At 73.3% G+C, this 25443-nt stretch carries 25 protein-coding genes; 15 read left to right on the top strand and 10 right to left on the bottom strand.

Annotated elements, in window-relative coordinates; genetic code table 11:
- Positions 1-37 precede the first annotated feature (37 nt).
- Positions 38-523 (bottom strand): peroxiredoxin, encoded by a 486-nt coding sequence (locus ABZ312_RS17020; protein WP_500321645.1) that lies wholly within the window; start codon positions 521-523, stop codon positions 38-40.
- Positions 524-630: 107 nt separating this feature from the next.
- Between ABZ312_RS17020 and ABZ312_RS17015 the strand changes: the two genes are divergently transcribed.
- Positions 631-1233 (top strand): TetR/AcrR family transcriptional regulator, encoded by a 603-nt coding sequence (locus ABZ312_RS17015; protein WP_500321646.1) that lies wholly within the window; start codon positions 631-633, stop codon positions 1231-1233.
- A 104-nt stretch (positions 1234-1337) separates the two neighbouring features.
- On the opposite strand, the gene ABZ312_RS17010 is transcribed toward ABZ312_RS17015, so the two are convergent.
- Together ABZ312_RS17010 and ABZ312_RS17005 are read right to left on the bottom strand one after the other, a co-directional pair.
- Positions 1338-2153, bottom strand: coding sequence for an AIM24 family protein (locus ABZ312_RS17010; RefSeq protein ID WP_500438013.1), 816 nt, complete (start codon positions 2151-2153; stop codon positions 1338-1340).
- Between the two features lie 34 nt (positions 2154-2187).
- Positions 2188-3459 carry an ROK family transcriptional regulator gene (locus ABZ312_RS17005; RefSeq protein WP_500438012.1) on the bottom strand — a complete coding sequence of 424 codons (1272 nt, stop codon included), beginning with the start codon at positions 3457-3459 and terminating at the stop codon, positions 2188-2190.
- Positions 3460-3598: 139 nt separating this feature from the next.
- Here ABZ312_RS17005 and ABZ312_RS17000 point away from each other — a divergent pair, with 139 nt between their 5' ends.
- The 6 genes from ABZ312_RS17000 to ABZ312_RS16975 all read left to right on the top strand — a co-directional run bounded on the left by ABZ312_RS17000 (position 3599) and on the right by ABZ312_RS16975 (position 10904).
- Complete coding sequence (locus ABZ312_RS17000) at positions 3599-4915, top strand: ABC transporter substrate-binding protein (RefSeq protein WP_500321649.1); 1317 nt, start codon at positions 3599-3601, stop codon at positions 4913-4915.
- Between the two features lie 14 nt (positions 4916-4929).
- Positions 4930-5940 (top strand): carbohydrate ABC transporter permease, encoded by a 1011-nt coding sequence (locus ABZ312_RS16995; RefSeq protein ID WP_499516975.1) that lies wholly within the window; start codon positions 4930-4932, stop codon positions 5938-5940.
- Complete coding sequence (locus ABZ312_RS16990) at positions 5933-6793, top strand: carbohydrate ABC transporter permease (protein WP_499514741.1); 861 nt, start codon at positions 5933-5935, stop codon at positions 6791-6793. Before ABZ312_RS16995 ends, ABZ312_RS16990 begins: the two co-directional genes overlap by 8 nt.
- Before the next feature lie 41 nt (positions 6794-6834).
- Positions 6835-8193 carry a GH1 family beta-glucosidase gene (locus ABZ312_RS16985; protein ID WP_500321650.1) on the top strand — a complete coding sequence of 453 codons (1359 nt, stop codon included), beginning with the start codon at positions 6835-6837 and terminating at the stop codon, positions 8191-8193.
- Positions 8194-8238: 45 nt separating this feature from the next.
- Complete coding sequence (locus ABZ312_RS16980) at positions 8239-10194, top strand: RICIN domain-containing protein (RefSeq protein ID WP_500321651.1); 1956 nt, start codon at positions 8239-8241, stop codon at positions 10192-10194.
- Positions 10195-10316: 122 nt separating this feature from the next.
- Positions 10317-10904, top strand: a complete 588-nt coding sequence (locus ABZ312_RS16975) for an Imm21 family immunity protein (RefSeq protein ID WP_500321652.1) — start codon at positions 10317-10319, stop codon at positions 10902-10904.
- Between the two features lie 6 nt (positions 10905-10910).
- On the opposite strand, the gene alc is transcribed toward ABZ312_RS16975, so the two are convergent.
- Complete coding sequence (gene alc, locus ABZ312_RS16970; RefSeq protein WP_500356792.1) at positions 10911-12020, bottom strand: allantoicase; 1110 nt, start codon at positions 12018-12020, stop codon at positions 10911-10913.
- Entirely contained in the window at positions 12017-13378 is a 1362-nt protein-coding gene (gene allB, locus ABZ312_RS16965; RefSeq protein ID WP_500438010.1) for an allantoinase AllB, read from the bottom strand. The genes alc and allB overlap by 4 nt, the downstream gene beginning before the upstream one ends.
- Before the next feature lie 259 nt (positions 13379-13637).
- Between allB and ABZ312_RS16960 the strand changes: the two genes are divergently transcribed.
- Complete coding sequence (locus tag ABZ312_RS16960) at positions 13638-14402, top strand: IclR family transcriptional regulator (protein ID WP_500321655.1); 765 nt, start codon at positions 13638-13640, stop codon at positions 14400-14402.
- A 392-nt stretch (positions 14403-14794) separates the two neighbouring features.
- Entirely contained in the window at positions 14795-15676 is an 882-nt protein-coding gene (locus ABZ312_RS16955; protein ID WP_500321656.1) for an LLM class F420-dependent oxidoreductase, read from the top strand.
- 22 nt (positions 15677-15698) lie between these two features.
- On the opposite strand, the gene ABZ312_RS16950 is transcribed toward ABZ312_RS16955, so the two are convergent.
- Positions 15699-16007, bottom strand: coding sequence for a DUF5955 family protein (locus ABZ312_RS16950; protein ID WP_500321657.1), 309 nt, complete (start codon positions 16005-16007; stop codon positions 15699-15701).
- A 175-nt stretch (positions 16008-16182) separates the two neighbouring features.
- Positions 16183-16836 carry a histidine phosphatase family protein gene (locus tag ABZ312_RS16945; protein WP_500438008.1) on the bottom strand — a complete coding sequence of 218 codons (654 nt, stop codon included), beginning with the start codon at positions 16834-16836 and terminating at the stop codon, positions 16183-16185.
- Positions 16837-16880: 44 nt separating this feature from the next.
- Between ABZ312_RS16945 and ABZ312_RS16940 the strand changes: the two genes are divergently transcribed.
- From ABZ312_RS16940 to ABZ312_RS16925, 4 genes are all read left to right on the top strand, one after another.
- The gene (locus ABZ312_RS16940) at positions 16881-17525 is read left to right on the top strand and encodes a nucleotidyltransferase family protein (RefSeq protein WP_500321659.1); all 645 of its coding nucleotides are present in this window, start codon (positions 16881-16883) and stop codon (positions 17523-17525) included.
- 172 nt (positions 17526-17697) lie between these two features.
- Positions 17698-19320 carry a malate synthase A gene (aceB, locus tag ABZ312_RS16935; protein WP_500438006.1) on the top strand — a complete coding sequence of 541 codons (1623 nt, stop codon included), beginning with the start codon at positions 17698-17700 and terminating at the stop codon, positions 19318-19320.
- A gap of 121 nt (positions 19321-19441) precedes the next feature.
- Positions 19442-19714: a hypothetical protein gene (locus tag ABZ312_RS16930; RefSeq protein ID WP_500356797.1), complete on the top strand. Its 273-nt coding sequence runs from the start codon at positions 19442-19444 to the stop codon at positions 19712-19714.
- Complete coding sequence (locus ABZ312_RS16925) at positions 19704-20309, top strand: class I SAM-dependent methyltransferase (protein ID WP_500356799.1); 606 nt, start codon at positions 19704-19706, stop codon at positions 20307-20309. The genes ABZ312_RS16930 and ABZ312_RS16925 overlap by 11 nt, the downstream gene beginning before the upstream one ends.
- Before the next feature lie 18 nt (positions 20310-20327).
- Here the strand turns inward: ABZ312_RS16925 and ABZ312_RS16920 are convergent, their stop codons facing one another.
- Positions 20328-20648, bottom strand: coding sequence for a nuclear transport factor 2 family protein (locus tag ABZ312_RS16920; protein ID WP_500356800.1), 321 nt, complete (start codon positions 20646-20648; stop codon positions 20328-20330).
- A 187-nt stretch (positions 20649-20835) separates the two neighbouring features.
- Between ABZ312_RS16920 and ABZ312_RS16915 the strand changes: the two genes are divergently transcribed.
- Positions 20836-21927, top strand: coding sequence for a PP2C family protein-serine/threonine phosphatase (locus ABZ312_RS16915; RefSeq protein WP_500321664.1), 1092 nt, complete (start codon positions 20836-20838; stop codon positions 21925-21927).
- 104 nt (positions 21928-22031) lie between these two features.
- Positions 22032-23021: a hypothetical protein gene (locus ABZ312_RS16910; RefSeq protein ID WP_500438004.1), complete on the top strand. Its 990-nt coding sequence runs from the start codon at positions 22032-22034 to the stop codon at positions 23019-23021.
- Between the two features lie 134 nt (positions 23022-23155).
- On the opposite strand, the gene ABZ312_RS16905 is transcribed toward ABZ312_RS16910, so the two are convergent.
- Entirely contained in the window at positions 23156-24541 is a 1386-nt protein-coding gene (locus ABZ312_RS16905; RefSeq protein WP_500438003.1) for an 8-oxoguanine deaminase, read from the bottom strand.
- A gap of 11 nt (positions 24542-24552) precedes the next feature.
- Positions 24553-25440, bottom strand: a complete 888-nt coding sequence (gene pucL, locus ABZ312_RS16900; protein WP_500321667.1) for a factor-independent urate hydroxylase — start codon at positions 25438-25440, stop codon at positions 24553-24555.
- Between the last annotated feature and the right edge of the window lie 3 nt (positions 25441-25443).

Genomic DNA, 25443 nt, shown 5'->3' with positions numbered 1-25443 from the left:
GGTGGCGCGGGCCGCTCCGGCCCGGCGTCGCCGCGGCTCAGCGCGGGGCGAGCGCGGCCAGCTGCGCGGTGATGGTGTCGGTGTCCTGGAAGGTCAGCCCGATGCGGGCGACGTGCTTCCAGCGCACGATGCCCTCCGCGTCCACGATGAAGACCGAGCGCTTCAGGCCGAGGCCGGGCATGGTGATGCCGTAGGCCTTCGCCACCGTGCGCTCGGTGTCGGCGAGCAGCGGGAAGCGCAGGTCGCGCTTGCGGGCGAAGTGCTCGTGGCTGTCGAGGTCGCTGAAGTTGACGCCCCACACCGTCGCCCCGAGGTCGCGGAAGCGGTCCAGGTCGGAGGTGTAGGAGCAGAGCTGCTTGGTGCACACCGCCGAGTCGTCCCCAGGGTAGAAGGCGAGCACGACGGGGGCGCCGCGGTGCGCGGACAGGGAGTACTCGCCGCGCTCGGCGTCGCCCGATCCGGTGAGCAGGACTCCCGGGAGGGTGAAGTCGGGGGCGGGGGCGCCGGTCTCGGGCACGGGCATGGCGGGGTCCTCTCACAGGGGGCGGGCTCAGGTCGTCGAGGAGTGACGATACAGAACGTTCTTTCTTGCGGGGACGCTACGCGGTGCCGTCCGCTACCGTCAAGGACATGAGTGCCCCTCCCGCCGTTCCCCTGGTCACGTACGCCGCCGCTGACGCGCCGCCGCGTGACCGCATCCTGGCCACCGCGGCCCGGCTGTTCTACGCCGAGGGGATCCACGCGGTGGGCATGGACCGGATCGTCACGGAGGCGTCCACCACCAGGGCGACGCTCTACCGGCACTTCCTGGGAAAGGAGCAGCTCGTCCTGAGCTACATCCAGGCCACCGACGAGCAGATCCGTACCTTCACCGAGGCCGCGCTGGAGGGCCTGGCCGCACGGGAGGCCCTGGCGGGGGTCGCCGGAGCGCTCGGCGACCAGCTCTGCTCACCGGGCTTCCGCGGCTGCCCCTTCCTCAACGCGGCCGCGGAGTACCCGGACCCGGCCGACCCCGTCTCGCGCGCGATCGTGGCCCACCGGGACTGGCTGCGGGAGCTGGTCGCCCGGCTGCTCGCGGAGGCGGGCGCCCCCGAGCCCGCCGAGGACGCGGCGACGCTGATGATGCTGCGCGACGGCGCCGTGATGACCGCCGCGCTCGGTGACGCGGATGCGGTGCGGGCCTCGCTGGACCGGGCGGTGCGGCGCGTGCTGGAGGCCGCCGGGGTGGCGTGAGGGGGGCCTGCCACGCCCTCAGGCACCCGACGCTCGGCCCGCGCCCCGGCCTGCGTCCCGCCGCTGCCGCGCGCACGCCTCGCACGTGAGCCCGCGGGACGGCGTCAGCCGGCGTGGGTGGAGAAGAGGCCGCCGGTGGGGCCCTGCTTGTCGCCGCCCTGGGCCTTCTTGAGCGCGTTGGCCAGGCCCTCGATGGTCATGGACTGCAGGATGACGCGCCCGTTGCCCTCCAGGGTCGCCAGCGACAGCCCCTCGCCGCCGAAGACGGCGTTCATGATCCCCTGCCGGTTGAGCCCGCCGATGCGCTGCACGCCGTAGCGGACCCCGTCCTCGAAGGCGACGATGCAGCCGGTGTCGACCTCGATGCGGCCGCCGAAGTCGGCGGGGTTGAGGTCGATGAAGTTGCCCGCGCCCGCGATGATCACCGTGCCGCGGCCGGTGAACTTCTCCAGGACGAAGCCCTCGCCGCCGCTGGTGCCGGTGCGGCCGCCCTGGAAGGCGATGCCGAAGTCGACGGTCGATTCGGCGGCCACGAAGGCGTCCTTCTCCGCGTACCAGGCGCGCGACCCGTCCAGTTCCAGGGCGCGCATCTCCCCGGGCAGGACGCCCGCGAAGCCGACGGTGCCCTCGCCGCCGCTCGCGGTGAAGTACTGGAAGGCGATGCTCTCGCCCGCCAGCATCCGCTGGCCGACCTGCATCGCCGTGCCCATCGCCTGGCGGAGCATGCCGCCCATGCCGCCGCCCGCCGCGCCGCCCTGGGCGTCGCGCTGGGCGCCGGGACCGGCCAGTCGGGTGTCCATGCTCACGTTCGCGGTCTTGAACAGGAACTTCCCCGCCTCGCAGTAGACGGTCTGGCCGGGCTGGAGGGTGCACACGGCCATCTGCATGGCGTTGCCGACGATCTGCTGCTTCAGGGTCACTGCGGTGCTCCGGGTGGTCTCGGGACGTCCTCGTTCAGACGGATGTACCCGACAACGAACGACCCGGACGATTCGGTTCCGCTTGCTCCTCCGGGCGTGCGGCGGGGGCGGGCGGGCGGCCGCCGGCGTCGAGGAAGCGGGCGAGCGGCAGGGTGGCGGCGCCGACCGTCACCGCGTCCGTCCCGAGCCGGCCCAGCTCGATGGAGGTCTGCGCGCAGGGGTGGTGCAGCGCGTAGGCGGCGGTGGCCTCGCGGACCGCGTCGAGCAGCCGTGGGCCGATCATCAGGCCGGTCCAGCCGGACAGCACGATGCGCTCGGGGTTGAAGAGGTTGACGAGGTCGGCGATGCCCGCACCGAGGTACTCGGCGGTCTCGTCGAGCAGCGCGACGGCCGCCGCGTCGCCGGCCTCGGCGGCGTCGAGGAGGGCGGCGATCGCGGCCTCCTCGCTCACCCCGGTGGGCGCGTCCCAGCGTTCGATGAGCGCCTCGGCGCCGACGTAGGCCTCCAGGCAGCCGCGGGCGCCGCATCGGCAGCGCCGCCCGCCGACCTGGAGGGTGGTGTGGCCCCACTCCCCCGCGCTGCTGCTGGCGCCGCGGTACGGCTTGCCGTCGGCGACCACGCAGGCGCCGACCCCGGAGCCGAGCAGCGCGATCACGGCGTTGCGGGCGCCACGCCCGGCGCCGAACCACATCTCGGCCTGGCCGAGGGTCTTGGCGCCGTTGTCGATGTGGAGCGGCAGGGCGGTGCCCTCGGCGAGCAGCGCGCCGAGGGGGACGGCGTCCCAGTCGATGGTCTGGCCGTGCACGACCGCGCCCGCGCCGCCGGTGCCCTGCTCGACGATGCCGGGCACGCCGATGCCCACGCCGAGCACGAGGGCGGGATCGACGCGGCTGTCCTCCAGGACGACGGACAGGCCGTCGAGGATGAGCTGGACGACCAGGGCGACGTCGTGACCGCTGTCGGCCAGCGGGCGGTCGGTGGAGGAGAGTTCGGTGAGGGCGAGGTCGAAGAGGGTGACGCGGACCCGGGTCTCGCCGACGTCGACGCCGATGAGGAAGCCGTGGCGGGGGGCGACCTTGAGCATCACGCGGGGGCGTCCGCCGTCGGACTCGACGGAGCCGGCCTCCTCGACGACGCCGTCGGCGATGAGCTCGGCCACGACGTTGCTGATGGAACCTGTGCTCAGTCCGGTGTCCCTGGCCAACTCCTGACGGCTGAGGGGTCCTTCGAAGTACAGGTGACGCAAGAGCGCCGAACGGTTGCCCCGCCGCAGGTCGCGTACGGTCCGCTTGCCTCGGTCTGCCATGGTGCTCCCTCCCCGGCTGAATCTATCGCTGCGCCAAGTCTTGACGCCAGGTTTTCTCAGACGTTAAATCACGCCTTGAATTAAGGCGTGACGTTCTTCACTTCCCGAAGGCACCCACCCTGGAGAGGGATCCCCGGTCATGCACATCACCCGTACCACGGCCGCCGTGACGCTCGCGGCCGCGCTCATCGCCTCCGCCACCGCGTGCGGCGGCGGCTCCTCGACCGACGGCAGCGGCAACGGCAGCCCCAAGGAGCTCACCTACTGGGCCAGCAACCAGGGCGCCAGCCTCGAGGCGGACAAGGCGACCCTGACGCCCGAGCTCAAGAAGTTCGAGAAGCAGACCGGGATCAAGGTCAAGCTCGAGGTCATCCCGTGGTCCGACCTGCTGAACCGGATCCTCGCCGCGGCCACCTCCGGCCAGGGCCCCGACGTGCTCAACATCGGCAACACCTGGTCCGCCTCGCTGCAGGCCACCGGCGCGCTGCGCCCCTTCGACGCCAAGGCCTTCGACGCCATCGGCGGCAAGGACCGCTTCGTCTCCTCGGCCCTGGGCGCGACGGGCGCCGAGGGCAAGGACCCGGCCGCGGTCCCGCTGTACTCGCTGGCGTACGGCCTGTACTACAACAAGAAGATGTTCGCCGACGCGGGCATAGCCAACCCGCCCGCCACCTGGGACGAGCTCGTCGCCGACGGCAAGAAGCTCACCAAGGGCGGCAAGTACGGCCTCGCCGTCGAGGGCGGCAACCTCTCCGAGAACGTCCACCACGCCTTCGTCTTCGGCAAGCAGCACGGCGCCGACTTCTTCGACGCCTCGGGCAAGCCGACGTTCACCACCCCCGAGGCGGTCGCGGCCGTCAAGCAGTACATCGACTTCATCGCCAAGGACAAGATCGCGGCCCCCGGCAACGCCGAGTACGCCGCCAACCAGTCCGTCGCCGACTTCGCCACCGGCAAGGCCGCCATGCTGCTGTGGCAGGCCGCCGGCTCCTCGCTGAAGTCCCACGGCATGAAGCCCGAGGACTACGGCGTCGCCCAGGTGCCGTTCCAGGCCGCGGGCGCCTCCGGCGACACCGCCGTGAACTCGATGGTCGCGGGCATCAACCTGGCCGTCTTCAAGAAGACCGACAACGTCGACGGCGCGCTGAAGTTCGTGAAGTTCATGACCAGCGACGACGAGCAGAAGCTCCTCAACGGCACCTACGGCTCGCTCCCGCCGGTCAAGGCCGCCCAGTCCGACCCGGCCTTCGCCACCCCGGACCTGAAGGTCCTCGCGGACGCGCTCGCCAACAGCGCGGCGCCGCTGCCGCAGGTCGCCAACGAGAGCCAGTTCGAGACCGCCGTCGGCACCGCGATGAAGGACCTTTTCGCCGACGCCGCCGCCGGCAAGCCGGTCACCACCGAGAGCGTCAAGGCCGCCCTCGAAAAGGCCCAGCAGCAGATGCCGGCGTCGTGAGCGTGAAGGAACCGATGACCGCCACCGTGCCGCCCGTCCGGCACAGCTCCAAGACGCCTTCCCCCGGCGGCCGGCGGGCCGCCGGGGGGAGGGCCCCGCTGTCGCGGCTGCGCCTTCCGGCGCGGCTGCGGCGCGCGTCGCTCCCGTACGTCCTGCTGCTGCCGGCCCTCGCGCTGGAACTGCTGATCCACCTGGTGCCGATGGTCGTCGGCGTCGTGATGAGCTTCAAGGAGCTCACGCAGTTCTTCATCAGCGACTGGTCCGCCGCCCCCTGGAAGGGCCTGGACAACTACCGCGTGGCGGTGGACTTCAACGCCCCGGTCGGCGAGGACCTGCTCAAGTCGTTCCTCGTCACCTGCGAGTTCACGGTGCTGGCGGTCGGACTGTCCTGGCTGTTCGGCACCGCCGCCGCGATCCTCATGCAGGACGCCTTCCGCGGCCGGGGACTGCTGCGCGCGGTCTTCCTGGTGCCGTACGCGCTGCCGGTCTACGCGGCGGTGATCACCTGGTCGTTCATGTTCCAGCGGGACACCGGCATGATCAACCACGTCATCCACGACCAGCTGCACCTCACCGACGGCCGGCCCTTCTGGCTGATCGGCGACAACAGCTTCTACGCGCTGGTGACGGTGTCGGTGTGGCGGCAGTGGCCGTTTGCCTTCCTGTGCCTGATGGCCGGTCTGCAGAACATCCCGCGCGAGCTGTACGAGGCGGCGGCGATGGACGGCGCCGGGATCTGGCAGCAGATCCGCAGGATCACCCTGCCGTCGCTGCGCCCGGTCAACCAGGTGCTGGTGCTGGTGCTGTTCCTGTGGACGTTCAACGACTTCAACACGCCCTACGTGCTGTTCGGGCGGGCGGCGCCGGACGCCGCGGACCTGATCTCGATCCACATCTACCAGTCGTCCTTCGTGACCTGGAACTTCGGCTCCGGCTCGGCGATGTCCGTGCTCCTGCTGCTGTTCCTGCTCGTCGTGACGGTGCTCTACCTGCTCGCGACCTCCCTGAGGAGGAAGGATGCCTGACGTCCGCAGCCCCATGGCCGCGCCGCGCTCCTTCGTGTGGACCCGCCGGATCGTGCTGACCGTGCTGACGGCCTTCGCGCTGGCGCCGGTGTTCGTCATGGTCGTCTCGTCGCTGAAGCCGCTGCAGGACGTGCAGGGCCCGTTCCGCTGGTTCCCCAGCGGCTTCACCCTGCGCCCGTACGCCGACATCTGGCACACCGTGCCGCTCGCCCGGTACTTCGTGAACTCGCTGCTCGTGGCGGGCGGGGCGACGCTGTGCTCGGTCGCGGTGGCGATCTTCGCGGCGTACGCGGTGAGCCGCTACGACTTCAAGGGGCGCCGCTTCTTCTCGGTGACGATCCTGTCCACCCAGATGTTCCCCGGCATCCTCTTCCTGCTGCCGCTCTTCCTGATCTTCGTCAACCTCGGGAACGCGACGGGCATCGCCCTGTACGGCAGCCGCGGCGGCCTGATCCTGACCTACCTCACCTTCTCGCTCCCCTTCTCCATCTGGATGCTGGCGGGCTACTTCGACTCGATCCCCCGGGACCTGGACGAGGCCGCCATGGTCGACGGCTGCGGGCCGCTGGGCGCGCTGTTCCGGGTGGTCGTCCCGGCCGCCGTGCCCGGCATCGTCGCGGTCTGCGTGTACGCCTTCATGACGGCCTGGGGCGAGGTCCTCTTCGCCTCCGTCATGACCAACGACACCACCCGCACGCTCGCCGTCGGCCTGCAGGGCTACGCCACGCAGACCGACGTGTACTGGAACCAGGTCATGGCCGCCTCGCTCGTGGTGAGCGTGCCCGTGGTCGCCGGGTTCCTGCTCCTGCAGCGCTACCTCGTCGCCGGGCTGACCGCCGGCGCCGTCAAGTGAGCCCCACCGCCCCTCAGCGTCCCCCGAACGAAAGGCAGTCCGTGACCCTCGACCTCAGCGCCCTCCCCGACGGATTCGTGTGGGGCGCCGCGACGGCCGCTTACCAGATCGAAGGAGCCGTGGCCGAGGACGGCCGTGCACCATCCATCTGGGACACCTTCTCCCGAACGCCGGGGAAGGTCGCGAACGGCGACACCGGTGACGTCGCCTGCGACCACTACCACCGCGTGCCGGAGGACATCGGCCTGATGGGCCGGCTCGGTCTGGACGCGTACCGCTTCTCCCTCGCCTGGCCGCGTGTGATGCCGCAGGGCGGCGGGCCGGTCAACCCCGCCGGCCTGGCCTTCTACGACCGGCTGGTCGACGGCCTGCTGGAGGCGGGCATCACCCCCTTCCCCACCCTGTACCACTGGGACCTGCCGCAGGCACAGCAGGACCGCGGCGGCTGGCCGGAGCGCGAGACCGCGCTGCGCTTCGCCGACTACGCGGCCGTGGTGGCCGAGCGGCTCGGGGACCGGGTCACCCACTGGGCGACGCTCAACGAGCCGCTGTGCTCGGCCTGGATCGGCCACCTGCAGGGCGTGATGGCCCCCGGCCTCACCGACCTGACGGCCGCCGTCCGCGCCTCGTACCACCTGCACCTGGGCCACGGCCTGGCGGTGCAGGCGCTGCGGGCCGCGGTCCCGCACGCGCAGATCGGCATCGTCAACAACCTCAGCCCCTGCGAGCCGGCCTCCGACCGCCCCGAGGACGTCGCCGCGGCGCTGCGCTCCGACGGCCACACCAACCGCTGGTGGCTGGACCCGATCCACGGCCGCGGCTACCCGCAGGACATGCTGGAGCTGTACGGGGTGGAACTGCCCGTGCAGACGGGCGACATGGAGACCATCGCCGCGCCGCTGGACTGGCTGGGCCTCAACTACTACTTCCGTGACATCGTTGCCGACGACCCGTCGGGGCCGGTCCCCCACACCCGTGCCGTACGCGTCCCGGACGTCCGCCGCACCGCGATGGACTGGGAGGTGCACGCCGGCGGTCTGGAGCGGCTGCTGCTGCGGCTGACCGAGGAGTACGGCGCCCGCAAGATCTACGTCACCGAGAACGGCTCGGCGTACGAGGACCACGTCGGCCCCGACGGCCAGGTCCACGACCCCGAGCGCACCGCCTACCTGGAGGAGCACCTGGCGGCCTGCGCCCGTGCCGTGCGCGGCGGCGCCCCGCTCGCCGGCTACTTCGCCTGGTCGCTGCTGGACAACTTCGAGTGGGCGTACGGCTACGCCAAGCGCTTCGGCCTCGTCCACGTCGACTACGAGACCCAGCGCCGGACCGTGAAGGGCAGCGGCCGCCGCTACGCCGACATCATCGCCGCCCACCGGCGCCGCGCCCGCAGCGCGGCCTGACCTCCCTCGCCATCCCGTCTCCACCCCCCACACAGGAGATCCGCGATGCCACACTCCTCCCACGTCAGACGCCTGGTCGCCGTGCTCGCGGCGGTCGCCGCGGCGTTAGCCGGGTTGGTGCTCGCCGGACCGGGAGCGGCCGCCGCCACGGCCGTCCAGGTCACCATGACCATCACCTCCGACGGCAGGACCGTCGTCAAGGGCCTGCAGGCGCAGACCCCGGCCGCCTTCGAGGCGGGCAGCGGCAGCGGCGGCACGGTCATCACGGTGGACCCCGCCGCCCGCTACCAGCCCTTCGAGGGCGGCGGGGCGTCCTTCACCGACAGCGCCGCCTGGCTGATGAACTCCTCCGGCGCCCTGCCGGCGGCCACCCGTGACGCCACCATGCGCAAGCTGTTCTCCCCCACGGAGGGCATCGGCCTGGGCTTCCTGCGCAACCCGATGGGCGCGTCCGACATCGCGCGCAGCCACTACACGTACGACGACACCTGCTGCGACCTGTCGGACTTCTCCATCTCCCGGGACCTGGCCGACGTCCTGCCGCTGACCCAGCAGGCGCGGCAGCTCAACCCGGCACTGAAGATCATGGCGGTGCCGTGGTCGGCGCCGGCGTGGATGAAGGACAACGGCAAGCTGACCCAGATGGGCAAGCTGAAGCCGGAGTTCTACGACACCTACGCGCAGTACTTCGTGAAGTACCTGCAGGCGTACGAGCAGCGCGGCGTCCACGTCGACTACGTCTCGGTGCAGAACGAGCCGCAGTGCTGCGGCGCGAACAGCGGCTACCCCACGATGGAGTGGACGGCGGCCACGCTGCTGGACTTCACCAAGAACCACCTCTTCCCGGCGTTCCGTTCGGCCGGGATCACCACCAAGGCGCTGATCCACGACTGGAACCACGGCGACTGGAACACCACCGGCGCCGGCCAGCTCGCCGACGCCGCCCTGCGCGGCGACCCGCTCTTCGGCGGTGTCGCCTGGCACGGCTACGCGCCCACCCCGCCGAACTACGCGCTGGGCAGCACCGTCCAGAGCCAGTACCCGGGCGTGGCACAGTACGAGACCGAGCACTCCGGCGGCACCTGGGTCACCGACCAGCAGCTGGAGGACCTGCGCGACATCACCGGCTTCACCCGCAACTGGGCCCGCTCCTACGTGAAGTGGTCGCTGGCACTGGACCAGGCGATGGGCCCGCACGCGGGCGGCTGCGGCACCTGCACCGGCCTGATCACGGTGCACAACGGCGACGCGCGCAGCGGGCAGGTCGACTACACCGTCGAGTACTACACGATGGGCCAGCTGACGAAGTTCGCCCGCGCGGGCGCGGTGCGGATCGGCAGCAACGCCACCGACCCGGTGTGGAACACGGCCTTCGTCAACACCGACGGGCAGCGGGTGCTGGTCACCCACAACTCCTCGTCGTCCGCCCAGCAGGTCACGGTCCGCGAGGCCGGGCAGCACTTCTCGTACAGCCTGCCCGCCCGCGCCACGACCACGTTCACCTGGTCCGGTGCGCCGACCGGCGGCGGGGGCGGCGACGGGGACGGCATCAGCACCTCCGCCTGGTACCAGGTGGCCGGCGCCGGCTCCGGCAAGTGCGTGGACGCCAAGGACCGGGGCACCGCCAACGGCACCGCGGTGCAGCAGTGGAGCTGCGTCGCCGGGCAGGCCAACCAGCAGTGGCAGTTCCGCCCGACCGACGGCGGCTACTACCGGGTGGCGAACCGCAACGCGACCGCCACCGAGCAGGTCTGGGACGTCACCGGCGGGGCGTCGGCGACGGCTGACTCCGTGCCGGTGCAGACCTGGCAGTGGTCCTCGGGCGCCAACCAGCAGTGGAAGCCGGTGCTCCAGGCGGACGGGTCGTACGTCCTCACGGCCCGGCACAGCGGCAAGTGCCTGGACGTCACGGCGGCCTCGACGGCCGACGGCGCCCTGCTGCAGCAGTACACCTGCAACGGCACCGCCGCGCAGTCCTTCCGGCTGACACCGGCGGGCTGACCGACCCCGCGCGGCGCCGGCGTACGAGGCAGACGCCGGTGCCGCGCGGCACCAGCGCCCCCTCCGGGGCACCGGGGCCCCGGAGGGGGCGCACTGTCGGCGCCGCGCGCCATACTCACGCCATGGACGCCTTCACGCCCGACGTCTCCGCGGCGCCCCGGCCTGCCCCCGCGTGGGTGGAGTCGATGGGCGGCCCGCTGATCGTCGTTCCCGTCTCCGCCCTGTCCGCCTGGGGCGGCTGCACGGAGCAGGGGATGGTCGTCGGTGACGGGGACGTCCCCGACGACTACGACCGGGCCTGCGCCGTGGACGACCTCGCGGGGGTGATCCCCGTCGGCCGTGACGGCGGACAGGGGCTGGTCCTCGGGGACATGCCCGCCAGGACGTGCTACCTCCCGGCGCACCGGGCCTTCCTGCGCTGGGGCGGCGCCGACTCCGAGGCCGAACTGGTCGCGGCGGCCGAGGCGGTTCTCGCCGATCCCGCCGTCGAGTGGGAGGCGTCCGGGACGTGGCGGACCGACGGGCCCGCGGTGCTCATGGACTCCGCCGAGGCGGGGGGCCTGCTGGGCGTGGAATACCCCGGCGGAGGCAGGCCCGAACAGGCCCCCGTCCCGCTGCCTCCCGGGCACTGGGCGGTACGCGCCTTCCAGACGAGGGCCGGCGACCGCACCTCGCTCGGTCTGGTGCGGCTCGTGCCCGCCGCCTCGTGAAGCCCGTCAGGCCAGGGTGTCCCACCGCCGGGTGAGGCGGTCGGCGCCCGCGTCGGTCAGCGAGCCCCACAGGCGCAGCCGGGCGATGCCGCCGTCGGGGTAGGTCTCCAGGCGTACGTGGGTGGCGGGCGGGACGTCGACCAGGAAGCGGTGGACGGTGTCGGGCTGCAGGGGGGTGCGGGGCAGGATCTCGAACCACTCGCCGTCCTCGCCGTCGCGGCCGAGCAGGGCGGCCCAGCCGGGGGCGTTGCCCTTGTAGTAGCCGGTGTCGATCTCGGCGGCGCGGACGACGCCCTGCCCGGCGAGGCGGTAGCGCGCCCAGTCGTGGCCCTTGTCGCGGCGGCGGCGGGTCTCCCAGCCGTCGCCCATGCGGCGGGACGTGCCCGGCAGGATCGGGTTGAGCGGGGAGGAGTAGAAGCGGTCGGAGACGTCCTCGGCGGTGCCGCCGTTCTCCAGCGCGACCAGGTCGAAGGTGCCGAGCGCGGTCAGCCACGCCGGGTCGGGGACGACCTCGCCGTGGACGCGGAGCCGGGCGATGCCGCCGTCGGGGAACTGCTTGAGCCGCAGGTGGGTGAAGCGGCGCTCCACGGCCACCTCGAAGCCGTTGGCGGCGTGGCCGCCGACGGCCGTGCGGGGCACGAGTTCCGTCCACCGCACGCCGTCGGCGAGGAGGTCCGCGGGCGCGGCGGCCAGGGGCGCGCAGGTGGCCTCGACGGCGATCTGCTGGGGGTGGTTGCCGCGGAAGTGGGCGGTGTCCACGACCAGGCCGCGCACGACCCCGGGGGCGGCCAGGCGGATCAGTGCCCAGTCGTGGTCGGCGTCGGCGGGGTGCGGGTCGGCGGCGTCGGTGCCGCGGCGGCGGCGGGTCTCCCAGCCGTCCATGACCTGGCCCTTGTGGCCGAAGTGCTCGGCGCGGAACTCGGGGCGTCCGGGGACGAGCAGGTTCTCCCGCTCGGCGAAGAACTCGTCGTTGGCGGCGATCACCCCGGCGCCCAGGCGCCGGTCGGCGAGGTCGACGAGGCCCGTGAAGGGCAGGTCGGCGCCGCGGTAGTCGGCGTAGGGGTCCCCTCCGGGGTACGGCTGGGCGGCGCCGGTGTACCGGGGTGTGGCGGTCACGCGTTCTCCCTTGCGATGAGGCGGCCGGAGGGGTGGGCCGGGGTGCCGTGGTCGGCGATCCGCTCGCCGCGCAGCCAGGTGCTCCGTACGACCCCCTGGAGGGTGCGGCCCGCGTAGGCGGTGACCCGGTTGCGGTGGTGCAGCGCCGACGGGTCCACGGTGAAGCTCTCGTCGGGCGCCAGGACGGCGAAGTCGGCGTCGTGGCCGGGCGCGACGGCGCCCTTGGTGGTGAGTCCGGCCAGGCGCGCCGGGCCCCGCGCCATCCAGCGGACCACGTCGGCGAGCGTGGCGCCACGCCGGCGGGCCTCGGTCCAGATCGCGGGCAGGCCGAGCTGGAGGGAGGAGATCCCGCCCCAGGCGGCGCCGAAGTCGCCGGTGTCGAGGTGCTTGAGGTCGACGGTGGAGGGCGAGTGGTCGGAGACGACGCAGTCGAGGGTGCCGTCGAGCAGGCCCTGCCACAGGGCCTCCCGGTTGCCCGCCTCGCGGATCGGCGGGCAGCACTTGAACTGGGTCGCGCCGTCCGGGACCTCCTCGGCGGTGAGCGTCAGGTAGTGCGGGCAGGTCTCGGCCGTCAGGCGTACGCCGTCGCGGCGGGCGGCGGCGATCAGGGGCAGGGCCTCGGCGGAGGACAGGTGCAGGACGTGCACCCGGCAGTCCAGGCGGCGGGCGAGGGCGATCAGCGACTCGACGGCGGCGTTCTCGGCGGCGCGGGGGCGGGAGGCGAGGAAGCCGGCGTACGCGGGCCCGGAGGGCTGCGGGGCGCCGTCGATGAGCCGGGGGTCCTCGGCGTGGACGATCAGCAGCCCGTCGAAGCGGGCGATCTCGCGCATCGCCTCCTCCAGTTCGGCCGGGGCGAGCTGCGGGAACTCCTCGACGCCGGAGGGCAGCAGAAAGCACTTGAAGCCGAAGACCCCGGCGTCGTGGAGCGGGCGCAGGTCCTTGGTGTTGCCGGGGACGGCGCCGCCCCAGAAGCCGACGTCGGTGTGGATCCGGCCGCGGGCGGTCGCGCGCTTGACCTCCAGGTGGGCGGTGGTGGTGGTCGGGGGGACGCTGTTGAGCGGCATGTCGACCAGCGTCGTGACGCCGCCGGCGGCGGCGGCCCGGGTGGCGGTCTCGAAGCCCTCCCACTCGGTGCGGCCGGGGTCGTTGACGTGCACGTGGGTGTCGACCAGGCCGGGGAGCAGGGCGTCCGCGCCGAGGTCGACCAGGCGGGCGCCGGGAGGGGGCTCGGTCCCGTACGGCAGGACGGCGGCGATCCGGCCGCCGGCGACGGCCACGTCGGCGGGGCGCTCGCCCTGCGGTGTGACCACCCGTGGTGAACGCAGCACCAGTTCGATCCCGTCAGCGGCCTCGGACACGCGTTCCCCTTCCACCGGCGTCCCACAGAAATTCAACGTTCTGTTGAAATGCATCCTCCGCTCGCGCGCGAGCCCGCGTCAACCCCTGCCCGGGCACCACGGGAGGCTCCGGCAGTACAGTTGGAGAATTCCACCCAATGGAATGCGTTTTCCACGCCCACCGGCCACCGCCGCGCCCACGACCGCCCCGAACGGCGATCGGCATGCCTGGTCAGGGTCGGTAGGCTGCACTACTACACCGTCCGCCTGGGGAGGAAACGTGGCGTCAGACCGCGCCGGGGGCGTGCAGTCCCTCGAACGCGCCTTCGACCTGCTGGAGCGGATGGCCGACGCGGGCGGGGAGGTGGGCCTCAGCGAACTGTCCGCGAGCAGCGGGCTGCCCCTGCCCACGATCCACCGTCTGATGCGCACCCTGGTCGACTGCGGCTACGTGCGCCAGCAGCCCAACCGCCGCTACGCGCTGGGACCCCGGCTGATCCGCCTCGGCGAGAGCTCGGCCCGCCTCCTGGGCACCTGGGCCCGCCCCTACCTGGCGGAACTGGTCGAGGCGACCGGCGAGACCGCCAACATGGCGCTCCTGGACGGGGACGAGGTCGTCTACGTCGCCCAGGTCCCCTCGCGGCACTCGATGCGGATGTTCACCGAGGTCGGACGGCGCGTCCTGCCGCACTCCACCGGCGTCGGCAAGGCCCTGCTGGCGCACGTCCCGCCGGAGGAGGTACGTGCCCTGCTGGCCCGCACCGGGATGCCGGCGGCCACCGAGCGGACCATCGTCGACCCGGACGCCTTCCTCGCGGAACTGGAGCACATCCGCGGCCAGGGCTACGCCGTGGACGACAACGAGCAGGAGGTCGGGGTCCGCTGCCTGGCGGTCACCGTCCCCGACTCCCCCACGGCCGCCGCCATCTCCATCTCCGGACCCGCCGGACGGTTGACCGAGGCGGCCACGGAGAAGATCGTGCCGGTGCTGCACGGTGTGGCACGGCAACTGTCGTCCGCGCTCGCCAGCAACGGCGCCGCCTAAGGCGGGGCGTCACGATTCCACCCCTCGGGTCCGGTGCCGTGCGGGCGGTGACGGTGCCCGCGTTGGCCGCCCTCCTGGTGCTCGCGCCGGGGCGCCGCCGGCACCGCGTGAGGCCGCGCCGCCGGACACGGTGCCGCCGAGCGGCGGGGCCGGCGTCGCGGCCATCGGGGTCGCACCCATCGCGCTCGCGCTGCGGATGCCGCTCGCCCAGGCCCTCGCGCGCGACGTCGAGCCGACGCGGATGCGCCGGCCCGGCCGGCGCGGAACCGGTGCGAGGGCCCGCCCAGGGCGGCTCGGGGCACCTCACGGCGGTCCCACGGCGGCTTGACCTCGAGCGCACTCCAAGGCCTACGGTCCTACCGTAGCGACCACGACCCCGGACGGGGAGAACCATGCAACTGGGCCTGCACCTCACGAAATTCGACCATCCCCAGGGACCCGCCGGGCTCGCGCCCGCGCTCGCGGCGGCCGGCGAGGCCGCCGAGTCGGCCGGCGCGGGCTGGCTGTCGGTGATGGACCACTACTTCCAGATGGAGAACAACGGGGGCGCCGAGGCGGCGATGCTGGAGGCCTACACGACGCTGGGCTTCCTCGCCGCCCGCACCTCCTCCGTACGGCTGGGCGTCCTCGTCACGGGGATCACCTACCGCCATCCCGGCCTGCTGGCGAAGATCGCGACCACCCTCGACGTACTGTCGGGCGGCCGGGCGACCCTGGGCCTCGGCGCGGCCTGGTACGAGCGTGAGCACCTGGGCCTGGGCGTGCCCTTCCCGCCGCTCGCGGAGCGCTTCGAGCGGCTGGAGGAGACGCTGCGGATCTGCCTGCAGATGTGGGACCAGGACGACGACGGCCCCTTCAAGGGCACGCACTACTCACTGGCCGAGACCCGCTGCACGCCGCCCCCGGTGAGCACCCCCCGCCCCGAGATCATGATCGGGGGCGGCGGCGAGCGGAAGACGCTCCGCCTGGTCGCCCGGTACGCGGACGCCTGCAACCTCTTCGCCTCCTCGACCGCCGACGTCGCGCACAAGCTGGACGTGCTGCGCGCGCACTGCGACGAGGCCGGACGCGACTACGCGCGGATCCGCAAGACCATGCTCTTCGTCGGCGACTCCCTCCGCGCCGGCGACACCGACGCCTTCGTCGCCGAGATGGCCGGTTACGCCGAACTCGGCATCGACACGGTCATCGTGGTCCCGCCGGACGCCGAACCGGCCGGCTGGATCGACAGCCACTGCGCGCCGGCCGTCCCCCGGCTGGCCGAGCTCGGCTGACCGGCCCCGCGGGCACCCCGCGTCACTCGGGACGCGGGGTGCCGAACAGCTCGATCGCCCGCCGGACCTCGGTGAGGGCACCGGCCAGGGCGCTGACGGAGCCGAGCGCCCCGGCGATCACGAGCAGGCCGCGACGCAGCCGCAGGACGTCCGGGACGCCGGCGGTCGCGGCGGCGGCCAGCGCGGAGAGCTCGTCCTCGGCGATGTGCCGGTCCGGTAAGTTGGCGCGGTACCCGGCGAGTTCACGGCGACACCGGGCGACCGCGGCCCGCAGGGCGGTCACCCTCGGATCGAGGGTCCCCTCGTCGTCGACCGCCGCGCGGGCGGCCATGTCCTTCACCACAGATACGTCCCCCACAGGTAGGCCCCCGGTGATTCCCATGGACGGCCGGCCCCATCCGGTCCGCCGTATCGGGGAGGACAGTAAACGCGACGGAGCGCTTCCCCCGCTATACGGAGAGCGAAATCCGCCGTAACTTCCTGCCTCACGTGACGACTTGCCGACATTAACGTCCGGGGGCCGCGGTTCGGTTCCAGTCAACGAGTTCCCAGTGCCCCGCGCCGTCACGCCGCCACCGGGCCATCGAGGCGTTGACCACGCGCGCGTCACCCGGCGGCGGGGGCCCGAGCAGCCGGCGCAGCGCCAGCACCACCGTGTCGTGCGTGACGAGCAGCAGGGGCGGCCCCGGACGGGCGACGGCGTCCGCAAGGAAGTCCCCGACGCGGGCCTCGACATCCCGCGGCGACTCCCCGCCCGGCGGGCGGTAGGCCGCCTCGCCCTCGCGCTCGCGCCGCCGCGCCTCCTCGGGGAAGCGCTCGCGGACCCCCTGCGGGGTGAGCAGTTCCAGCAGGCCCATGCCGCGGTCCCGGAGGCGTTCGTCGTAGGTGACGGGCGGGCGTTCGCGGCCCGCGGCCGTACCGGCCTCCTCGACGGCGCGCAGGGTCTGCCGGGCCCGCTCGAAGGGTGAGCAGCGCACGCGGCCGGGCGCCTCGGCGCCCGGCAGGGCCAGCAGGTCGCGGCCGAGCCGGGCCGACTGCTCCCGCCCGAGCGCGGTCAGCGCCACGTCGGCGTCCCTGACCCCGTCCAGGGACCTGCCGCGGGCGAAGGCCGCGTTCGCCTCGCTCTCGCCGTGACGTACGGCGATGATCCAGCGCGTCATGGCCGGTCCTTTCCCCCGCTCCCCGTCCACGGTATCCAGGGGGCATGGAACGCGACGCGGGCACGGGCGCCATCGCCGGGCTGCTGCTGGCGGCCGGCGGGGGCAGGCGGCTGGGCGGCTGCCCGAAAGCACTGCTGGAGTACGACGGCCGGCCGCTGGTCGAGCACGCGGCGCGGGCCCTGCGCGCCGGCGGCTGCGACCCGGTGCACATCGTGCTGGGCGCGGCCGCCGCGCAGGTGCGCCGACAGGCCGCCCTGGACGACTACGCCGTCACCGTGAACCCGCACTGGGAGCAGGGCATGGGCTCCTCGCTGCGCGCCGGCCTGGAGGCACTGGCGGGCACCGGCGCGCCGGCCGTGGTCGTGGCACTGGTGGACCAGCCCGGGATCGGCGCCGCGGCGGTGGCCCGGGTGGTGGCCGCCTACGCCTCGCCGCGCACCCTCGCCTGCGCCACGTACGGCGGCAGGCGGGGCCACCCGATCCTGCTGGGCGCGGCCCACTGGGCGGCGATCGCCGCGAGTGCGGCCGGGGACCAGGGGGCACGCTCCTACCTGAGGCGGCACGAGGAGGCGATCGCACGCGTCGAGTGCGGGGACGTCGCGGTCCCCGCCGACATCGACACCCCCGACGACCTGTGGCTGCTGGCGCACCCGCCGGAGCCCCCTGCACCGGGTGCCACAAAACGTTGAACTTCCACCATGCAAAAACTATGCTCCACCCAGCAGAAGCGCCCGTACGGTCGGCGCGCCTCGCAGCCGAAAACCGCCCCGTCCGGCACCCCGTGCCAGGGCCGGAGCGCGGTGGCCGCCCGGCTCCCCCGGCCGCACGGCACCCCTCATCGGCAAGAGGAGAGTCAGGTTCATGTCCGCACCAGGGACCGCACCGCACGCCGTCGTCGCCGACACCGCACCCCCCGCCGAGCGCGCGGAGGAGGTGCTCACCGACGCGGCGCTCGCCTTCCTCGCCGAACTGCACCACCGGTTCGCGCCCCGCCGCGCCGAACTCCTCGCCAAGCGCAAGGACCGCCGCGCCGAGATCGCCCGCAACGGCACCCTGGACTTCCTCCCGGAGACCGCCCACATCCGCGAGGGCGACTGGCGCGTCGCCGACGCCCCCGCCGCGCTCGACGACCGCCGGGTGGAGATCACCGGCCCCACCGACCGCAAGATGACCATCAACGCCCTCAACTCCGGCGCGCGGATCTGGCTCGCCGACTTCGAGGACGCCTCCGCCCCCACCTGGGAGAACGTCATCGGGGGCCAGGTCAACCTCATCGACGCCTACGAACGCCGCATCGACTTCACCTCCCCCGAGGGCAAGACCTACGCCCTGCGGGACGATACGGAACTCGCCACCGTCGTCACCCGCCCCCGCGGCTGGCACCTCGACGAGCGCCACCTGACCGTCGACGGCGAGCCCGTCCCCGGCGCCCTCGTCGACTTCGGCCTGTACTTCTTCCACAACGCACGGCGCCTGCTCGCCAAGGGCAAGGGCCCCTACTTCTACCTCCCCAAGACCGAGTCCCACCTCGAAGCCCGCCTGTGGAACGACGTGTTCGTCTTCGCCCAGGACCACCTGGGCATCGCACAGGGCACCATCCGCGCCACCGTCCTCATCGAGACGATCACCGCGGCCTTCGAGATGGACGAGATCCTCCACGAGCTGCGCGACCACGCCTCCGGCCTCAACGCGGGCCGCTGGGACTACCTGTTCTCCATCGTCAAGAACTTCCGCGACGCCGGCGAGCGCTTCGTCCTGCCCGACCGCAACGCCGTGACGATGACCGCGCCCTTCATGCGCGCCTACACCGAACTACTGGTCCGCACCTGCCACAAGCGCGGCGCCCACGCCATCGGCGGCATGGCCGCCTTCATCCCCTCCCGGCGCGACGCCGAGGTCAACGCGGTCGCCTTCGAGAAGGTCAAGGCCGACAAGGACCGCGAGGCCCACGACGGCTTCGACGGCTCCTGGGTCGCCCACCCCGACCTGGTGCCGATCGCCCGCGCCTGTTTCGACGCCGTCCTCGGCGACCGGCCGAACCAGAAGGACCGGCTGCGCGAGGACGTCCACGTCACCGCCGCCGACCTGCTGGCCGTCGACTCCCTGGAGGCGAAGCCCACCTACGAGGGACTGCGCAACGCCGTCCAGGTCGGCACCCGCTACATCGAGGCATGGCTGCGGGGCATGGGCGCCGTCGCCATCTTCAACCTCATGGAGGACGCCGCCACCGCCGAGATCTCCCGCTCCCAGATCTGGCAGTGGGTCAACGCGGGCGTCGTCTTCGCCGACAACGGCGAGAAGGCCACCGCCGACCTCGTACGCTCCCTGGCCGGCCGGGAACTCGCCGCCATCCGCGAGGACATCGGCGAACAGGCCTTCGCCGCGGGCCGCTGGCAGCAGGCCCACGACCTGCTGCTGAAGACGGCGCTCGACGAGACCTACGTCGACTTCCTCACCCTGCCCGCGTACGAACTGCTCGACTGACCCTCCCGCGCGGGACCCCGGCCGCACCCGTCGGGGCCCCGCGCGTCACCCCCGCCGCACGTGCCGGCCGTCCCGGGAAAACACACGCACCGGTCCAGGGGGCGCTGGCATGATCGTCGGCATGCCAGCACCACGACCGCGCGCCGTGCGGCCCAGCCTGCACATCCCGGTGGACTTCGAGGCGGACGGGCCCATCCCCGGCCCGTACCCCATGCTCAGCCTCGGGGCCGCCGAGGGCAGCGAACCGGCCGCAGCGACGGCCGACTCCGGCCGCCTCGACATGAAGACGCGGTACGCGGCCGAGGCCGGCGTCCCGCTGCGCGCCGTCGCCAAGGGCACGGCCGAACTCTTCCCCGACCGCATGGCCTGGAGGGGCACGCCACATGCCCTTTGACCACAACGACCACTACCACCGGCTGCTCCTGCGCAAGGTCCCGCCCGGCGCCCTCACCGCCCTGGACGTCGGATGCGGCACCGGCCGCTTCGCCCGCCGCCTGGCCGCCCGCGGACTGCGGGTCGACGCGATCGACGCCTCCCCGGAAGCCGTGGCCGCGGCCGGGACCGCGCCCGGGGTCACCTTCCGCGTCGCCGACATCACCCGCGTGGACCTCCCCACGGCCCACTACGACCTCATCACCAGCCTGGCCAGCCTGCACCACGTACCGTTCGACACGGTCACCGCGCTGCGCGCCGCGCTCGCCCCCGGCGGGACCCTGCTCGTCCTGGGCTGCTACCCCGAGCGCACCCCCGCCGACTGGGCGGTCAGCCTGGCCGCCGTCCCCGTCAACGCCGCCGCCCGGCTCGCCGTCGCCACCGCCGACCGGATCCGCGGCCACCACCCGCAACCGGTCCGGGCACCCGTACACCCACCGGGCACACCCCTGCCGCAGATCCGCACCGAAGCGGCACAACTGCTGCCGGGCAGCCGCATCCGACGCCTGCTGTTCTGGCGCTACCTGCTGGCGTACCGCGAAGGGACGGGCGGCTGAACCGTCCGGCCGGCCCGCTCAGGCCTGGCCGGTGTCGAAACGGCTGACCTTGCCGTCGTCCACGGTGAAGCGCCACTTGGTACGCATCTCGCCCCACGCGTCGTTGCGGTAGTCGGCGATCAGGGTGAGCCCCGCCGAGTCCTGGGACTGCACGTCCATGTGACCGTGGGACTCGAAGATCTCGCGGTCCGCCCACTCCTTCAGATTGCGGTCGGAGCCGTCGTCGGACATCGTCGCGTTCTCGGCGAGCGCGGCCTCGAAGGCCTCGCGGTCCCCGGCGTTCACCGCCGAGACGAAGGCGCGGACGGCCGGCTCGTTGAGGGCGTCGGTGCGGATCATCGCTGCTGCTCCCTGTGCTCACGGGTCGTGCCCCCAGCCTCGCCCGAGCGGCCGCGGCGCGCTACCCGGAGCCCGGCGGCCACCCCGCCGTTCACCCGCGGGGACCGCCATGGCTGGCCCGGCGACGGGACCACGGGGACCCTTGGACCCAGTCCGGCGACCCGAGAGCGACGGCAGGAGCACACGCGTGGCGAGTGGGGGCGAGGACCTCACCGACGAAGGACGCGACGTACTGCGGTACGTCCGGCTGCTCCCCGTCGTGCTGCTCGTCGGCGGCTTCCTGGTCGACTACCTGACCCCCGCCCAGTTCAGCGCCACCGCCTTCTACTCCGTGGCCCCCATGCTCGCGGCCCCCCTGATGTCCCTGACCGGCACCGTGCTGGTCGGGCTCGGCGCCGTCGCCGCCGACGCGGGCATCCTCAGCCACTTCGGCTACATCAGCGGCCCCGGCGGCATCAGCGAACTGCTGTCGATCAGCGCGGTCGCCGTCGTCGCCGTGTTCATCAACCGCCTGCTCCACATCCGGGACGTCCGGCTGCGCTCCGCACGCAGCGTCGCCGCCGCCGTGCAACGGGCCGTGCTGCCCGAACCACCGCGGCGCGTCGGGCCGTACCGCATCGCCGCCCGCTACGAGACCGCGGAGGCCGAGGCGGAGATCGGCGGCGACCTCTACGCCGTCCAGGAAACGCCCTACGGGCTGCGCTGCATCATGGGCGACGTGCGCGGCAAGGGCATGGCGGCCGTGGAGGCGGCCACCGTGGTGCTCGGCGCGTTCCGCATGGCCGCCGACGAGGAACCCACCCTCGCCGGGGTGGCGACACGGATGGACCGGGCGCTGTGGCGCGAGGCCGAACGCCGCGAGGGCATGGACCGCCTGGAGTGGTTCGCCACCGCCGTCCTCGCCGAGTTCCCGCCCGGCGGCACCGCACTGCGCCTGGTCAACCGCGGCCACCCGCCCCCGCTGGTCCTGCACGACGGCACCGTGCGCTACGCCGAACCCGCCGGTCACGCCCTGCCCCTGGGCATGGGCCTCGGCGACGTGACCGACGAGGCCGACACGGTCCCCTTCCCGCCCGGCTCGGCCCTGCTGATGCACACCGACGGCGTGACCGAGGCGCGCGACGCCGACGGCACCTTCTACGACCCCGTCACCCGGCTGGCCGGGGTGCCGTTCACCGGCCCCGCCGAACTGCTCGACGCCCTCCTGGACGACGTCCACGCGCACACCGGCGGCCCCCGCAGCGACGACATGGCGCTCCTGGCGGTCTGCCGGGACTGAACCGCCCGGCTCCATGGCCTGGGGCGCCCGCGGCGCGCGGTGTTCTCGACCCTCGCATTACTTTTCTCCACCCGTCTGTCAGCGTCGGCCCCTACCCTGCTGCCGTGAACGCGCCCGCCCTCCGCCAGCTCCGCGCCGTCCTGGAACGTGCCCTGGCCGACCCGCACATCGCCACGTCCCGTTCCCGGGAGGAACGGCTGAGAAAGGCCACCGCCGTGCTGGAACGGGCGGCCGCCGACGTACCGTCGCAGGCGCTGCGCAGCCTCGACGACCTGTTCGACGACGCAGTCCTCGGCCACCCCGGCCGGCCGGAGACCGTGCTCGGCCGCATCGCGGCAGGCCTGTACCGCACCCGGGCCGGGCAGGTCGGCAGGGAGCTCACCCCGGCGAGCCAGCGCGACATCATGGACGGCATCGCCGACCTCAACCGGGCGGCCGGGCGCCCCCCGTTCGGGTGGCAGGCCCGCGGGATGCGCCCGTGGTCCAAGCACACCAAGGAGCCCCTGGACTTCACCGGGCACATCGTGCTGCGCCGGGCGCTGAGCACCCCCGTGGAGCCGCGCCGCGAGCCGTACCGGCTGCGGCTGCTGGCGGCGCTGGAGGTGTTGTGGGCGACGGCGGTGCCCCGCGAGGGCCTGGTGGCCGCCGACGTCACCGACCTGTCCGGGCAGGAGTCCCGCATCCGGCTCACCGTGAACCTGCCCGGCCGGACCGCCGCGACCCGGCAGGAGTTCACGCTTCCCCGGTCGGCCCGGGCCGCGCTGCGGCTCTGGCTGCCGGTGCGCCGGGAGGTCGTCGCCCTGCACCTGGACGCCGGACCCGACCACCCCGCCAACCAGGCCCTGTTCGTCACCCTGCGGCACACCGTGGCCGAGCCGGCCTCGGGCGCCGCCCGGATGGTGCCGCCCGGCATCCGCATCACCGGGAACGGTCTGGAGACCGACTACAGCAAGTGGGCCCGCAGGCTCAACGGCGACCACGCCGGGCAGAAGGGCTGGCCGGTGCCGACGGACCTCTACACCGTCGCCCGCGGCGGCGCCGTCCGGCGCGAGGCCCAGGGCCGCTCCCAGGGCCGCGGCCCCACGGCCCGCTAGACCGGGCACAAGCGGCCCGGGCGCAGGCGGCCGGGGCAACGCCGAACGCCGGGCCCCGCCCGGGCAGGGCGGGGCCCGGCACCGGCCGGGGGGCCGTCCCTCCCCCGGCCGGGGTCAGCGCAGGACCGCGGCGGTCATCCCGCCAGGCCCGCGATCCGCGCGAGCCGCCGGGCCTCGTCACGGGTGGCGCGCGCGATGGCCTCCTCGTCGGCGGTGACGAGCCGGCCGTCCTCCACCACCGGCCGGCCGTTCACCAGGGAGAGGGTGACGGGGGCCGCCGCTCCGAGGACCAGCGCGGTGACCGGGTCGGCGATCGAGGAGTGGGCGAGGGTGTCCATCCGCCACAGGACGAGGTCGGCGAGCTTGCCCGGCTCCAGGGAACCGATCTCCGCGGCCCGGCCGAGTACCTGGGCGCCGCCGTACGTGCCCAGCCGCAGTGCCTGACGGGCGGTCAGTGCGGCCTCGCGGTGGGCGCCGAGGCGGTTGATGAGCAGCGCGTTGCGCAGCTCGGTGTGCAGCTCGCCCGATTCGTTGGACGCGGTGCCGTCCACGCCGAGGCCGACCGGGACGCCGGCGGCGAGCATGTCGGGGACGCGGGCGATGCCGGCGGCCAGGCGTGCGTTGGAGGAGGGGCAGTGGGCGACACCGGTCCGCGTGCGGGCGAAGGCGGCGATGTCCGAGTCGCCCATGTGGACGCAGTGCGCCATCCACACGTCCTCGCCGAGCCAGCCGGTGGACTCGAAGTAGTCCGTCGGCCCCATGCCGAACAGCTCCTTGCAGAACTGCTCCTCCTCCACCGTCTCGCTGCCGTGGGTGTGCAGCCGCACGCCCTTGCGCCGGGCGAGTCCGGCGCCCTGGCGCAGCAGTTCGGTGGAGACCGAGAACGGCGAGCACGGCGCGACGGCGATCTGCGTCATGGCGTCGGGGGAGGCGTCGTGGTGCCGGTCGATCGTCTCCTCGGTGGCGACGAGCGCCTCGTCGAGGCTCTCGACGGCGAAGTCCGGGGGCAGGCCGCCGTCGGACTCGCCGCGGTCCATCGAGCCGCGGGCGAGGGTGAAGCGCACGCCCATGTCCGAGGCGGCCCGGATGATGGAGCCGGACAGGTCGCCGGTGCCGCGCGGGAAGACGTAGTGGTGGTCCATGGCGGTGGTGACCCCGCCGCGGGCCATCATCGCCAGGGAGCCCTGGGCGGCCGCGTGGGTCATCCGCTCGTCGATGCGGGCCCAGACGGGGTAGAGGGCGACGAGCCAGTCGAAGAGGTTGTGGTCGGTGGCCAGGCCCCGGGTGAGCCACTGGTAGAAGTGGTGGTGGGTGTTGACCAGGCCGGGGGTGAGCAGGTGACCGGTGCCGTCCACCCTCCGTACGACGCCGTCGAGTGCGGCGGGGGCGGGGCCCGCGCCGACGGACTCGATGCGGTTGCCGGCGACGACGACGTGGCCGGCCGGGTGTTCCGTGCCGTGCGCGTCGACGGTGGCGACGGCGCAGTTCTCGATGACGATGCGCTCTGCTGCGGCGGTCATGGCGGGGCCTCTCAGTCCGTCACCGGGATGCGGGGCTCGGTGCCGGCGCGCAGGACCGTGCCCTCGATGAGGCCGTAGGGGCGGTCGGCCGCGAAGTACACCGCGCTGTCGGGGGTGTCGTTCTTCAGGCCGAACGGCTCGAGGTCGACGAGGAAGTGGTGCTTGTTGGGGAGCGAGAGCCGCACCTCGTCGATCTCGGGGCGGTGCTCGACGACCCGGTCGCCCATCGCGTACAGCGTCTGCTGCAGGGAGAGCGAGTAGGTGCCTGCGAAGGCGTCGAGGAGGTGGCGGCGGACCTCGGCCCAGGACTCCTCCCAGGGCGGGGCGGGGTCCTCGTCGCGGGTCCAGCCGAACCGCCAGCGGGCGCTGACCTCGGTGGCGAGGACGCGGTCACGGGTCTCCGGCAGCGTGGTGTAGCGGTCCTTGACGAAGCCCCAGAACTCGGAGTCGGTGGTGTTCATGACCACGAGGTCCTTCAGTCCGGAGACGACCTGCCACCGCCCGCCGTCGAAGGTGACCTCGGTGGTGCGGGTCTCCCGGCCGCCGCGGACGAAGGAGTGCTCCTGCGTGATCCGCTCCCAGGCGTACTCCTCGATGCGGATCCTGGCCCGCTCGATGGACCCCTGGCTCGTGACGAAGTGCCGGGCGAGATGGATGCCGAACTGCTCGGGGGAGTCGATGCCGTACTGCTTGGCGAAGGCGAAGACGGTGTTCTTGGTGGTGTCGGTGGGCAGTACGGCGGCGTTGCTGCCGGAGTAGTGGACGTCGTCCATGGCGCCGGAGAGGGCGACCGAGACGTTGAGGTCCCTGACGTGGTGGGTCCCGCCGTCGCGGGTGACGCGGACGACGCGGGTCTCCGCCTTGCCGTACTGGTTCTGGCCGAGTCGGGTGGGCGACATGTC

Source organism: Streptomyces sp. NPDC006207 (assembly GCF_040613835.1).
Taxonomy (GTDB): Bacteria; Actinomycetota; Actinomycetes; order Streptomycetales; family Streptomycetaceae; genus Actinacidiphila.
Note: the sequence above shows the minus strand (reverse complement) of the source record. Positions and strands in the feature narration are given on the sequence as shown.